The 13126-nt window shown below is 68.4% G+C and carries 9 protein-coding genes and 1 pseudogene; 3 read left to right on the top strand and 7 right to left on the bottom strand.

From position 1 onward, the window contains the following. The first annotated feature begins 89 nt into the window (after positions 1 to 89). Positions 90 to 1370 (top strand): isocitrate lyase, encoded by a 1281-nt coding sequence (gene aceA, locus Q8K49_RS04000; protein WP_305304251.1) that lies wholly within the window; start codon positions 90 to 92, stop codon positions 1368 to 1370. Positions 1371 to 1384: 14 nt separating this feature from the next. Beyond that, positions 1385 to 1594, top strand: coding sequence for a hypothetical protein (locus Q8K49_RS03995; protein WP_305304250.1), 210 nt, complete (start codon positions 1385 to 1387; stop codon positions 1592 to 1594). A gap of 9 nt (positions 1595 to 1603) precedes the next feature. On the opposite strand, the gene Q8K49_RS03990 is transcribed toward Q8K49_RS03995, so the two are convergent. The 6 genes and pseudogenes from Q8K49_RS03990 to Q8K49_RS03970 all read right to left on the bottom strand — a co-directional run bounded on the left by Q8K49_RS03990 (position 1604) and on the right by Q8K49_RS03970 (position 10172). Further along, positions 1604 to 3886: an ATP-binding protein gene (locus Q8K49_RS03990; RefSeq protein ID WP_305304249.1), complete on the bottom strand. Its 2283-nt coding sequence runs from the start codon at positions 3884 to 3886 to the stop codon at positions 1604 to 1606. A gap of 70 nt (positions 3887 to 3956) precedes the next feature. Then, positions 3957 to 4571 (bottom strand): M23 family metallopeptidase, encoded by a 615-nt coding sequence (locus Q8K49_RS03985; RefSeq protein ID WP_305304247.1) that lies wholly within the window; start codon positions 4569 to 4571, stop codon positions 3957 to 3959. A 214-nt stretch (positions 4572 to 4785) separates the two neighbouring features. Further along, positions 4786 to 6609: an autotransporter domain-containing protein gene (locus Q8K49_RS03980; RefSeq protein ID WP_305304245.1), complete on the bottom strand. Its 1824-nt coding sequence runs from the start codon at positions 6607 to 6609 to the stop codon at positions 4786 to 4788. A gap of 90 nt (positions 6610 to 6699) precedes the next feature. Further along, on the bottom strand, positions 6700 to 7956 hold the full coding sequence (gene serA, locus Q8K49_RS03975; protein ID WP_370867726.1) for a phosphoglycerate dehydrogenase: 1257 nt from the start codon (positions 7954 to 7956) through the stop codon (positions 6700 to 6702). 108 nt (positions 7957 to 8064) lie between these two features. Further along, positions 8065 to 8592, bottom strand: a pseudogene (locus Q8K49_RS14820) (HAD-IB family phosphatase); the annotation flags it as partial. Between the two features lie 173 nt (positions 8593 to 8765). After that, positions 8766 to 10172, bottom strand: coding sequence for an SDR family oxidoreductase (locus Q8K49_RS03970; protein ID WP_305304242.1), 1407 nt, complete (start codon positions 10170 to 10172; stop codon positions 8766 to 8768). A gap of 151 nt (positions 10173 to 10323) precedes the next feature. On the opposite strand from Q8K49_RS03970, the gene Q8K49_RS03965 reads away from it, so the two are divergent. After that, on the top strand, positions 10324 to 11247 hold the full coding sequence (locus Q8K49_RS03965) for an Hsp33 family molecular chaperone (protein WP_305304240.1): 924 nt from the start codon (positions 10324 to 10326) through the stop codon (positions 11245 to 11247). A gap of 3 nt (positions 11248 to 11250) precedes the next feature. Here Q8K49_RS03965 and Q8K49_RS03960 read toward each other — a convergent pair whose 3' ends face one another. Continuing rightward, positions 11251 to 13080, bottom strand: coding sequence for a gamma-glutamyltransferase family protein (locus Q8K49_RS03960; RefSeq protein ID WP_305304239.1), 1830 nt, complete (start codon positions 13078 to 13080; stop codon positions 11251 to 11253). Positions 13081 to 13126: the final 46 nt, after the last annotated feature.

The following is a 13126-nucleotide window of genomic DNA, read 5'->3' as shown; positions in this document are numbered from 1 at the left end:
AAGCGGCTGGCGCTGTGTCATTCGTGACTGTCGCGTGTTCTGCTCCTTGAGACCCGCGGCGATGTCCGCCCTCCCGAGCCGAAACCGTCATGACCAGCTTCGCCCATCTTGTTCCGTCGCCCGTCGGCCGCTTCGACGGCATCGAGCGGCCCTATACGCCGGAAGACGTCCGCCGCCTGCGCGGATCGGTGCCGATCACCCATACCCTGGCCGAGCGCGGCGCCAACCGGCTGTGGGAACTGCTGCACGATGAGCCGTTCGTGAACGCGCTCGGCGCCGTGACCGGCAACCAGGCCATGCAGATGGTCCGGGCCGGGCTGAAGGCCATCTATCTGTCGGGCTGGCAGGTGGCGGCGGACGCCAACACCGCCGGCGCCATGTACCCTGACCAGTCGCTGTATCCGGCCAATGCCGCGCCCGAGCTGTGCCGCCGCATCAACCGCACCCTGCAGCGCGCCGACCAGATCGAGCACGCCGAGGGCGGCGCCAAGCGCGACTGGTTCGCCCCTATCATCGCCGACGCCGAGGCCGGTTTCGGCGGGCCGCTGAACAGCTTCGAGATCATGAAGGCCTTCATCGAGGCGGGGGCCGCGGGCGTCCATTTCGAGGACCAGTTGGCCTCGGAGAAGAAATGCGGCCACCTCGGCGGCAAGGTGTTGATCCCGACCCAGGCGCATGAGCGCAACCTGATCGCCGCGCGTCTGGCCGCGGACGTCATGGGTGCGCCGACCCTGATCGTGGCCCGCACCGACGCCGAGAGCGCCCAACTGATCACCTTGGACGTGGACGAGCGCGACCAGCCCTTCATCGACCGCGACAGCCGCACGCCGGAGGGTTTCTTCCGCCTGAAAGCGGGCACAGGCCTGGACCACTGCATCGCGCGCGGCCTGTCCTATGCGAAATACGCCGACGTCCTGTGGTGGGAGACCTCGCATCCCGATCTGGACGACGCCCGCCGCTTCGCCGAGGCGGTTCACAAGGAACATCCCGGCAAGCTGCTGGCCTACAACTGCTCGCCCAGCTTCAACTGGAAAGCCAAACTCGACGACGCCACCATCGCCAAATTCCAGCGCGAGCTGGGAGCCATGGGCTACAAATTCCAGTTCGTCACCCTGGCCGGCTTCCACAGCTTGAACAACGCGATGTTCGAACTGGCCGACGGCTACCGCGACCGGGGCATGGCGGCCTATTCCGAGCTGCAACAGCGCGAGTTCGACAACGAGGCGGCCGGCTACACCGCCACCCGCCACCAGCGTGAGGTCGGCACCGGCTATTTCGACCAGGTCGCCACCGTCATCTCGAACGGCCAGTCATCGACCACCGCCTTGAAGGATTCCACTGAGACCGCCCAGTTCGTGGCCGCCGAATAAGCAGGAGAGACACTATGGAACCCCTGAACAGCCCCACCGCCATCATCGATTTCTGCCTCGCCCCGCTCAATCTGGACACGGGCACCGAGGCCGAGCGCGAGGTGCGCCGCCGTCTGGAGCACGTCATCAAGACCTTCCGCGCCAAGGCGGCCCAGCCGGTCAGCGTCGATTTCTCGTCCATGCCCTCACAGGTCATCAACGAGGCCGCGCACGGCTACGAATAGCGCTTCAGATCAGGCCGCCAGGGCGGCCGCTGCGGCATGCGGCAGGGTCGCGACCAGTTGCAGAAGCTCGGCGGCGTCGAACGGCTTGGCCAGGTGGTGATCGGCGCCGGCGGCTTCGGCCGAGGCGATATGCTCGGCCAGGGCGTTGGCGGTGAGCATGACGATGGGCGTGCGCGTCAGGCCCATCGCCGCCTCGTTCAGCCGGATTTCCCGGGTCGCGGTCAGGCCGTCCATGACCGGCATCTGCATATCCATCAGTACGATGTCGAAATCGCCTTCCCGACAGGCCTGAACCGCCTCCGCGCCGTTCTCGACCGAGGTCAGTTCGACGTTCGCCTGGGCCAGGATCATCTCGACGACCTTTCGGTTCACCGGATGGTCGTCGGCCAGCAGCACGCGAACCACGGCCCGTTCGCCGTCCGCCGGTTCGGCGACGATGTCGGGCGCGGAGACCGGCGCATCGGCGGCGTGGAACGGAATGGTCAGGATGAAGGCCGATCCGCCTCCCGGCTCGCTCTCGCAGTCCAGATCGCCGCCCATCATTTTGGCCAGCTGGCGCGAAATGGCCAGCCCGAGGCCTGACCCTCCGAAACGGCGCGTGATGGCGCCGTCGGCCTGTTCGAAACGGCTGAACAGACGATCGCGGGTTTCGCAATCGAAGCCAATGCCGGTGTCCTCGATCGAGAAGCGCAGCGTGGGCGCGCCGTTCCGGTCTGGTCCGGAAGCGGCGGTCAGGCTGACGAAACCGGTTCCGGTGAATTTGACCGCGTTGGACACAAGGTTGGTCAGAATCTGCTTGATGCGGACCACGTCGCCGAGGATCCAGCTGTCCGCTTCAGGGGCGATCTCGACAAAGAACTGTAGCCCCTTGGCCTCCGCCGAGGTCTCGTAGAGCTGCGCCGCCTCGCGGACGGCGCGGCCGAGATGGAAGGCGTCATTGGCCAGTTCCAGGCGTCCGGATTCCACCCGGGCGAGGTCGAGAATGTCGCTGAGCAAAACCTGCAGCGTGTGGCCGGAGGACTGGATCAGCTCCAGCATCTCTTCCTGTTGGGGTGACAGGGAGGTTTTGGCCAGTGCCTGGGCTATCCCGATCACGCCGTTCAGGGGCGTTCGGATTTCGTGGCTCATATTGGCGAGGAACTGGCTCTTGGCGCTGTTGGCGGACTGGGCGACGTCGCGCGCCTCGACCAGGGCGCGGGCGTCGTTCTTCAGGTCGGTGATGTCGGTGGAGACGGTGACGATGCCGCCGGCCGCGGTGCGGCGATCGGAGACCCGCAACCAGCGATCGCCGGCAATCCGCTGTTCCATCGTGGCGGTCAGGGCCTGGCGGGCGTCGAGTCGTTCCCGCACCCATTCAGCCTGTCGTCCGCGGGCGTCGATGTAGAGGTCCTCCGCCAGGCCGATCCCGATGATCTCGCGGAACGTCATTCCGACCCTGAGCGTCGACGACAGTTCGGGATTCATTTCGGTATAGCGGTGGTTCCACAGCACCAGACGATCCTCGGCGTCATAGAAGGCCAAACCGTCCGGCATGGCGTCGAGCGCTTCGCGAATGCGAGCCAGCGAACTCGACTGCGCGATCCAGGTCATCCAACCGATCGCGGCGGCAGCGGCGGCGATTGCCAGGACCATGGCCAGGATGACGCCGGTCATGACCGCGCCGGAGACCGTCCAACCGGTTTCGATCGCTGTGCCGGGAACGATGGTCATCGCACCCATGGCCGTCAAATGCAGGAAGGTCACCGACAAGGTGCAGCCCACGGCCGTGCCGAGTCGGCGCAGCAGGCTGGGACCGAAGATGATGCCGCTGCTGATGAAGGCAAGGACAAGGCCGCCGACAATCGAAAATACAATCAGCGCGGGCTGCCAGCTGACTTCCCCGGCAAACCGGAGGCCGGATATGCCAACGAAATGCATGCCGGCGACCCCGGCCAGCGCGATCGCGCCCGCCAGGATGCGATGGCGGCGGGTCGGCCGCGCCAGGACAATACCACAGGCGGCGGCGAAACTGCCCAGGGCCAGGGCGAATGACCCGACTGTCGGCAGAACCGCGTAGCGGATCTCCGCTCCCGGGTGATAGCCTTGCAAGCCGACGTAATGGGTTGTGAAGACCGCCAGCCCGGAGATCAGCGACGCCCCGATGATGATATTCCGTCGTTTCGCGCCGATCCGCAGGCGGGCGGCGGCCAGCAGGTTCAAAGAGATCGCGATGCCAAGTACGCACACCACCATCGCCGCCAGAAGCCAGCGGGCATCATGCTCGGTCGTGATGGAGTACAGGATGTGGTCCAAGACGCCTCCCTCGGGCGAGGACCATGGACCAAAGGGGTGAAGAAACCGTGGGCGCCGGCCGAGCTTGCGGTCAGGCGGCGACGACGACCTCGAAGGCGCGGCCCATGACCTTGACCGGGTTTACCTGGCGTTCTCCGCGCCGCACCTCAAAATGCAGGTGAGGACCGGTCGAACGGCCCGTCGAACCGACCAGACCGATACGCGCGCCCGCGTCGACGAGGTCGCCGGAGGCTACGTCCAGACGGCTGAGGTGGCCATACAGGGTGGTCATGCCGTTCGGATGGCGGATTTCGACGAAACGACCGTACCCCGCCGGATCATAGCCGGTGCGCAGGACCGAGCCTTCGGCGGCGACATAGACGCCGGTGCCGCGCGGGGCGGCGATATCGACCCCTTCGTGATTGCGGACGGCCTGCCCCGGCAGGCGGCGCAGGCCGAATGGCGAGTTGATCCCATAGTCCCGAACGGGCGCCTCGAAGGCGATCAGCCGAGTCAGCGGCCCGGCCGGTTCGGCGACGGCGGTTGTCGGCGGCGCCTCGGGCACGGCGAGAACTTCGATCGGGGCGGAGTGAGGGGAGACGGCAAGGGGGGCGGCGGCCATGGCCAGCACGGCGACGCCGGCCAGGGCGGCGGTCTGGCCAGAATGGATGAGGAACGACCGGGCGGTCGGCAACAGGCGTCGCATGGCGGCGTCGGCTCCGTCTTCGGCTCAACGAGCGGGAGGGGCGCCGGCGGCCGCAACGAGCGACACACTGCGGCCAGCGACCGGAAAGCGCCGTTCTAAGGCTCGGTGGGGCGACTTTGGGGCGGGCAGGGGCGGCAGGTCGTCGCAGGCCCGGAACAAAAAAGGCGCGCGACCCGAAAGCCACGCGCCCTGTTTCGTGAGCGGGAGTGAGCCCCTATTGCAGCGGCAGGCTGAAGGTGAGGGCGCCCATATGGCTGTTTGCGGTGTCGCCGAAGCGACCGCGGTAGCCCAAGGTCATCTTCACCGGTCCCATCTCGGCCTCGACGCCGGCCGAGGCGATCAACGAGCCGCCGAACGGATCTTCAATCTCGCGATCGAGGATCTGGGCCGGGTTGCCCGCAATGCCGGTCCGAACCGCATCGCTGCTGTCCGCGAAACCCTCGCGATAGCCGCCCTCGACGAAGAAGCTCATGCCTTCGCCGCCGCCCTCGGCCCGCAGCGTGAACTCGCCGCTGGCGGCCTGGACCGTGCGGTCCTGGTAGCTGTACTGGGCCGCCGGCCCCTGTTCGACGTAGCCGTTAACGTCGGTCGAGACGTAGTTGACCGCGACGCGAGGCGACAGTCCGATGCCGCCCATGTCCATCCAGAAACCGCCCTGGATGCGGCCGCCGATGCTGCCTCCGGTCGTTTCGCCGGTATGGATGATCGGCGCCAGGGAGGTGACGCGGGTGATATCGTCATAGTGGTCGATCGAGCCGCCGACGGTCGCGTTGACGAAATGGCCGCCCGAGCGCCAGCCGCCGTAGATGTCGAAGGCATAGGTCTCGACGTCGAAGGCCATGCGGCCCGCCTCGACCTCGGCGGTGCGGAAGGTCCCGGCGAAGCCGAAGCGCGCATTGGGCGACATGACGTGATCCAGCCCGACCCGGCCGCCCCAGCCGGTTGCGTCGGCGGCGGCCACGGAGCCGCGCGCATCGGTCTCGACGCTGTCGGCGATGGCGCCGAAGGTCAGGTTGGTGCCCGCCCGCCAGTCGGCGCGGCCGGACAGGCCCTCGCTGGCGAGGTCCAGCAGATCCTCACGCTGGCGGAATCCGGTCTCGGCCTGGACCGTCGATTGGGCGCCGATGTCGCCATAGTAGAGGTAGTCATTGGCCAGGGCCGCGAGCAGGCGGTGGCCGGCGGCGGTCGGGTGGACGCTGTCCCAGTAGAGATAGGTGTCCGGCGTGGCGCAGACCGTGACGCCGTTGAAGCAGGCATCCCGTACGTTCGTCAGGCCGAAGGCTCCGGGCCTGGCCACCAGCGCCGGACCGATCTTGTAAAGGTCCATCATGATGATGTTGGTCCCCGGCCGTGCGGCGGCCGTGGTCATAAGCCCCGCGAGGAGCGCGCTGTTGAATGTAGTGCCGGCGTAGTCGGCCAGCGGAGCGGCGGGCGCGCCCGGACCCTGGTTGAACTGGGGCGTCAGGGCCAGGTTGGGCAGGTTGCTGACCAGAATGGTCCCGGCACCGGCGCCGGCGACGCTGTTGACGATGAAGTTGATGTCCGCGGCCGCAGCCAAGGCGACCGGCTGGATGGCGCTGGCCGGGTTCGGCGAGACCGCCGCGGCCGGAACGGCCTGGAAGATGTTGTTGGCGCCGCCAAGGATGCTGACCAGGTCATTGGCGCCGAAGGTTCCGCCGCCGCCCGTATAGGCCAGTAGCTGGCGGCGCATGCCGGGCGGCGAGGCGGCGTTGTCGGTCCGGGCGCCGCCGAAAGCGTAGTTGACGCTGCCGGTCACCGGCGCGCCGGCGGTGAAGCGGCCGGCGTTGAAGCCGAGCAGTTCGGTGAACACCGGGCCGTTGGAGAATCGGCCATTGAAATAGGGCGGCGAGGTCGGGGTGGTGTTGCCGGTCACGGCGTAGAGGTTGCCGTTGTCGCTGAGGCTGTCGCCGAACACGACAAGGCGGTTGTAGGTCTGGGCGCTGGCGGCCGACGCAAAAGCGCCGGCGGCGGCCACAGTCAGTGCGGCGAGCGCCGCATTGCGCAGGAAACGAGACATCGATGATCCTCCCTCGGCCGTCATCATGCGACCGTTGCGTGACAGTGTGCGCCCGTTTCGCGGGCGCGCAAGATGCCGCTGGGGAAGCTTCTAGTGCAACATTCGGAACCGCAGCGTTCCGGCCACACTGCGCAGGGTCTGAAGGGCGTCCGGATCGTAGTCGCGGTCGACGTCCGTGATGACGTAGCCGGTGCGTTCGTCGGTCTTCAGATGCTGGCCCAGGATGTTCAGACCGGCGGTGGCGAGGGCGCGGTTCAGCTCGGCCAGAACGCCCGGCTGGTTGCGGTGGATGTGCAGGATGCGGTGGGCGCCCGAAACCTCGGCCAGCTGCACATTGGGCAGGTTGACGCAGAAGGTGGTGTCGCCCCGGTTCAGATAGGCCAGCATGCGCTCAGCCGCGAAGGCGCCGATAGCCTCCTGGGCCTCCTCGGTCGAGCCGCCGATGTGAGGGGTCAGGATCACATTCTTCAGGCCGCGCAGGGGGCTGTCGAAAGGATCGGCGTTGGTGGCGGGCTCCTCGGGAAATACGTCCACGGCCGCGCCGCCGATTCGGCCGGAGCCCAAAGCCTGGGCCAGGGCTCCGACATCGACGACATGGCCGCGCGACAGGTTGAGGAGCAGGGCCCCGGGTTTCATGCGCGACAGCCGGGCGGCGTCGATCAGGGCGGTGTTGTCGGTGCGGCCGTCGACATGCAGGCTGACCACGTCGCTCTCGCCCAGCAGGGCGTCCAGCGAGGCCATGCGGCGGGCGTTGCCGAGCGCCAGCCGTTCGGTCAGGTCATGGAAGATGACCCGCATGCCGAGGCCTTCCGCCAGCACCGACAGCTGCGAGCCGATAGCGCCGTAGCCGACGATGCCGAGGGTCTTGCCGCGCAGCTCGCGCGAGCCGGTCGCGGACTTGTTCCACTCGCCGCGGTGCATGGCGGCGGACTTGTCGGCCACGTCGCGCAGCAGGGCGATGGTCAGGCCCACCGCCAGCTCGACCACCGAGCGGGTGTTGGAATAGGGGGCGTTGAACACCGCTACGCCGCGGTCGGCGGCGGCCTCGAGGTCGATCTGGTTGGTGCCGATGCAGAAGGCGGCCACCGTTATCAGCCGGTCGGCGGCCTCCAACACGCGGGCGCTGACCTGGGTCTTGGAGCGGACGCCGAGCACATGGACGCCCTTGAGGGCCTCGATCAGGGCGTCCTCGTCCAGCGCGCCTTTGAGTGTTTCGACGGTGTAGCCCGCTTCCTCCAGCCGTTCGACGGCGGCGGGGTGGATGTTCTCCAACAGCAGGATGCGGATGCGGCCGCGGGGATAGGACCAGCGGCCGGCCAGACCCTCGGCGTGGAGAAACTCGTCCATGGACGGGGCCTCCGAGTCGGCGGCTGCGACGACGCGCGGGCGGCGGACGATCTCGGTGAAGGCGTGGAAGCGGTCGGAGGCCCCGGCCAGTTTGACCTCTGCGTCGGTCCAGCCGTCGCCGACCATGACCACCGGGCCGGGCAGGCCGAGGGCGCGCAGGGCGATCGCTTTGCCGCCCGCCTGCGACAGGGGATTGGCCGGATCCACGCCGGTCACGCGACCCTCGGCATCCCAGGTCAGGTCGTTGCACAGGACCCGCTCGGCCGGGACGTGCAGATGGGCGGCGAGGGGGGCGATGATCTCGCGGAAGCCGCCGGACAGGATCACGATGCGGTCGGCGTGTTCGCGGAAGAAGCGCATGTTGCGGCGCACCGAGGGCGTGCCCTCGTCGAGGATGCGGGCCGCCAGTTCGGCGACATGGGCGCGGGTCAGGGGCAGCAGGGCGAGGCGACGGCGCAGGGCCTCGCCGAAGGGCAGGTCGCCGGCCATGGCGGCGTCGGTCAGGGCCGAGATCTCGGCGCGGACCGCTGCGGCGTCGGGCGCTCCGGCCAGGGCGATCTCGGCGAGGGCCTCCAAGGTCTCAATGCGCACGAGAGTGGAGTCGAAGTCGAAGACGTAGGTGGTCGGCTCAGCCATGCCCGGACCTTGGCTCACCTTCGCAGTTGCAGCAATGGGGAGGGAGGGTTCGCGTCCACTGCGCCCGCTCTGTTCACTGCGTTCACTCCGTCCAGACGAAATCGCCGGCCGCCCTGCGAAGGACGACCGGCCACTACATTGGCAGGGCGCTATGTCTGAATCGGAGGCAGGCGTTAGAATTTGCCCAAGCTGCGGATCCGGCTGTCGGGGCGTTGGACATCCAGGGCGGCGGCGCCGATGGCGGCGGCGATGGTGGCGAGGGCCAGCAGGGCGCCGCCTTCCTTCGCATGCTCCCGGGCATAGCCGCCCGCGTCATGGGCGTAGCGTCTCGCCGTCTTGCCGTGTTTCTTCAAGGCCTTGCGAGAGGAATGGCGTGCGCCGTGCAGGATCTGTTCGCCCCGATGACGGGCGTCGCCGCCCAGGTCCGAGGCGCGTTCGCCGGCCTCGCTCAGGCCATGGCGGACCGTCTCGGCGAGGTCGCCGAACCGGTCCCGCAGGGCGCCGGTGTCGATCCAGCCGCGCGGGTCGATGCGGCTGCGCAGGCGCTCGTACCGTGTCGGGCCGCTACGCTGGTTCAGGAGCAGGGCGGCGATGCCCACCCCGGCGAGCACGGCGAGGACGCCGCTGGTGATCCCGGGATGTTTGCGGACTTCGGCGAGGGCGGAGAACTGGCGGACCATAGGATAGTGAACCTCTTCGGTGAGGCCGTCTTCGGTCGGGTCGTACAGCCCGTCTTCGTACGGCTCATAGGCGGAACCCCTGTCCCGCATCAGGGAAGGAGCGAACCGGGCGAAAAGTGGTTCCGCCACACCGGGCAGGACGGAATAGAAGCTGGCGATCAGACGACCGCCGCCGCCGACGGTGATCTCGCGGATCGGATGGCTGGCGCAGTACAGGATGGTGTCGGCCACGACATGGGTCGCATAGACCGGCTGGGGGTTCTGGGTCGCGTAGCCGGTCAGATTGCGCGCGTGCTTGCTGTAGGGGCTGTCGACGGCCGCCGGCTTGACCAGACTGACAGTGATCGGGGCCTGTTCGCGCATCAACTCCATGCGCAGCGCATTGGTGAAGCCCTTCACCGCATGCTTGGAGGCCGAATAGACGCCCTGGATCGGCAAGGGCGCGTCGGACAGGATCGAGCCGACATTGATGATGGCCCCGCCGCCATAGCGTTTGCGCAGATGCGCCGCCGCCACCAGCGAGCCGTTGACCACCCCCCAGTAGTTGGTCTCGAACAGCCGCCGCTGGTCGTCGAGCGAGGTCACGCTGATAGCGCCGTAGATGGAGACGCCGGCGTTATTGACCCAGGTGTCGAAGCCGCCGAACAGGCGCACGCATTTTTCCGCCGCCTCGGACAACGCCGCGTGGTCGGCCACGTCGGCGACCGCCCAGGCCGCGCGGGCGCCCGTGGCCTGCAGTTCCTCCGTCAGGGCCTTGAGATCGTTCTCACCGCGCGCAATCAGGAAGACGCAGGCTCCAGCCCGCGCCGCCCGGCGCGCCGTCGCCAGGCCGATGCCCGAAGTGGCGCCGGTGATGACGATGGCCTGTTCGTTCAGGGGTTTGAGCGTCGCTTTGGTCATGAAACCGCCGGGTCGGTGTGTTCGGATCGGGCTGCTGGAACGGGGCCTTGGCCCCGCCGGTTCCTGCTGTAGCACGCAGGCCTTACCATTCGCGACCGGTGCGCCTATCTGACGGCGCTTCCGATGTTTCGCCGCTTTCCGAGGATCGCCCGTGACCGATCACGCGCATGACGCCGCCGCCGCACCCGCCGATGATCTGGCCGCCGCCTTCCAGATCGAGGGCTGGCCCGTGCGCGGCCGGATCGTGCGGCTGGGAGAGACCATCGACGCCATCCTGTCGGCCCACGCCTATCCCGAGCCGGTGGCGGCCTTGCTGGGCGAAGCCTGCGCGCTGGCGGCCCTGGTCGGCTCCAGCCTGAAGTTCGAGGGGCGGCTGATCGTTCAGGCCCAGGGCGACGGGCCGGTGCGCTATGTTGTCGCCGACTACGACACCGACGGCCATATGCGCGGCTACTGCCGGTTCGACGAAGAGGCCGTTGCGGCTGCGTCGCAGGGCTTCGCCCGACCGGGCGCCCGCTCGCTGCTGGGCGAGGGGGTGTTCGTCATGACGCTGGACCGCGGGCCGGATTTCGAACGTACGCAGGGCATCACCCCGATTGAGGGCGAGAGCCTGTCGCTGGCCGCCGAACACTATTTCCAGCAGTCCGAGCAGATCCCGACGAGGGTGCGGCTGGCGGTCGGCGCGGTGGTGGGCGACCGCGGCGTCGGCTGGCGCGCGGGTGGGGCCCTGATCCAGCTGATCGCGGGCGATGACGCGCGCGGTTCGACCGAGGAGGCGTGGGACCGGTCGCGGGCCCTGTTCCAGACCCTGGCCGACGACGAATTGCTGGACCTGACCATCACGCCCGAGACCCTGCTGTTCCGCCTGTTCCACGAAGACGGGGTGCGGCTGGAGGACGCCCGGGCGCTGGTCGCGCAATGCCGCTGTTCGCGCGAGCGGATCGCGGGGGTGCTGACTTCGTTCGACGCCGCAGAGCGGGCCGAGATGGTTGAGGCGGACGGGAAGATCCGGGTGACCTGCGAATATTGCGCGACGGTCTATGAGCTGGCGCCGGAAGAGATCACGGCGGACTGAGGCTCAATAGGCCAGCGCGATCCCGTCTTTCCGCATCTCGGTCGCTGCGCCGTAGGTCCACGGACCTCGCGCGTTGGACTGTCGCACCACATTCTGATAGCCGCCGAAGCCGCCGTTGGGGCCGCCGAGAACCCAACCCATGGCCGCGAGTTGCGCCTTCGACGCGGCCGGCACCCCGGTTTCCAGATACAGCACGCCGACGCCTTCGGACGGCTGTCCGGTGGGTTCGGACGAGCCCTCGTGCTGCCAGCGGGGGCTGTCCCCGGCCTCCTGCGGATCGAGGCCATAGTCGATCATGTTGATAATGATCTGGGCCTGGCCCTGCGGCTGCATGCCGCCGCCCATGACGCCGAAGGCCATCCAGGGGTCGCCGCCCTTGCAGGCGAAGCCGGGGATGATGGTGTGGAAGGGCCGTTTGCCGGGGGCGTAGACGTTGGGGTGGCCGTCGGTCAGGGCGAACAGTTCGCCGCGGTCCTGGAACATGAAACCCAGCGGCCGCTCGCCGTCGTCGGGGACGAGGCCCGAGCCCATGCCGCGATAGTTGGACTGGATCCAGCTGACCATCATACCGTCCTTGTCGGCGACGCTGAAATAGGTGGTGTCGCCCTGCGTCGGCGCGTCGCCGGGGAAGGCGCGGTCCATGACCCGGTCGGGGCGGATGAGAGCGGCGCGTTCGGCGGCGTAGGCCTTGGAGTTCAGCCATTCGACCGGAGTGCGGCTGAAGCGGTCGTCGGCGAACCATTTCGCCCGGTCCTCGAAGGCCAGCCGCTTGGCCTCGGCCTGATGGTGGATCGAGGCCGCGGACTGGAAGCCCATGCCCTTGAGATCGAAGTTTTCGCAGATGTTGAGGATCTGGTTTGTGGACAGGCCCTGGGTGTTGGGGCCCAGGCCATAGACGTCGATCCCGCGATAGTCGGTGCGGATCGGCTCGACCCATTCGGTGCGATGGGGGGTCAGATCGGCCCTGGTCATCCAGCCGCCGATGCGGCGGAAATAGCGTTCGATGTGGTCGGCGATTGGCCCCTCATAAAAGGCGTCGCGACCGCCCTCGGCGATCAGGCGATAGGTGCGGCCCAGGTCCGGATTGGCGAAGACCTCGCCGACGGCGGGGGTGCGGCCGCCGGGGGCGTAGACGCGCCTGCGGTTGTCGTTCTCCTCGATGATCGCCGCCGAGGCGTCGAAGCCGGCCATGTTGCGCTGCAGATACCAGGCGATCAGCTGGGGGATGGGCACGCCCTCCTCGCACAGCTCGGCGACCGGCAGCAGCACGTCCTTCCAGGGCAGCTTGCCGTAGCGCTGGTGGGCGCTCCACCAGGCGTCGACCGTGCCAGGGACGTTGACGGTGACGGCGCCGTATTTCGGCAGGTAGCCGTCGGCGCCCGCCTTCGACCGCGCCGTCTCCAGCGACAGGCCGCGGGGGCTGTTCCCGGAGCCGTTGAAGCCCACGACCTTTCGCTGGGCCGGGTCCCACATCATGCAGAAGGCGTCGCCGCCGATGCCGTTGGCGGTGGGCTCGAGGAAGCCGAGGGCGGCGTTGATGGCGATAGCCGCGTCGATGGCTGAGCCGCCGCGCCTCAGGGTGTCGATGCCGATCAGGGTGGCGCGCGGATGGGCCGTGGCGGCGGCGCCGTGCTGGCCCCAGACGGTCGAGCGGCCGACGAACTGGACGCCGCTGTTGCGATTGCCGGGGCCGATGCCGGCGTAAGGGTCGGCGGGCGGGGTCTGGCGGAGGCGAGGCGCGGTCGGAGACGGGGGGGGCGCGGCGGTTGCGGCGGTCGTTCCGACCAGCAGGGCACCTGCGGGCAGGGTCGAAAGGAAGGTGCGACGGCGCATGGGACGGCTCCTCGAACTGAGGTGGGGACCCTAGCGGGATCGGGGA

The sequence above is a fragment of the Brevundimonas sp. genome (assembly GCF_030682035.1).
Taxonomy (GTDB): Bacteria; Pseudomonadota; Alphaproteobacteria; order Caulobacterales; family Caulobacteraceae; genus Brevundimonas.
This window is presented reverse-complemented; position numbering and strand designations above follow the sequence as displayed.

Excerpts from the sequence above, each read along its gene's own strand:
- aceA (WP_305304251.1), top strand. The coding sequence starts at position 90 with ATGACCAGCTTCGCCCATCTTGTTCCGTCGCCCGTCGGCCGCTTCGAC.
- Q8K49_RS03995 (WP_305304250.1), top strand. The coding sequence starts at position 1,385 with ATGGAACCCCTGAACAGCCCCACCGCCATCATCGATTTCTGCCTCGCC.
- Q8K49_RS03980 (WP_305304245.1), bottom strand. The coding sequence starts at position 6,609 with ATGTCTCGTTTCCTGCGCAATGCGGCGCTCGCCGCACTGACTGTGGCC.
- serA (WP_370867726.1), bottom strand. The coding sequence starts at position 7,956 with ATGGACGAGTTTCTCCACGCCGAGGGTCTGGCCGGCCGCTGGTCCTAT.
- Q8K49_RS03970 (WP_305304242.1), bottom strand. The coding sequence starts at position 10,172 with ATGACCAAAGCGACGCTCAAACCCCTGAACGAACAGGCCATCGTCATC.
- Q8K49_RS03960 (WP_305304239.1), bottom strand. The coding sequence starts at position 13,080 with ATGCGCCGTCGCACCTTCCTTTCGACCCTGCCCGCAGGTGCCCTGCTG.
- Q8K49_RS03985 (WP_305304247.1), bottom strand. The coding sequence starts at position 4,571 with ATGCGACGCCTGTTGCCGACCGCCCGGTCGTTCCTCATCCATTCTGGC.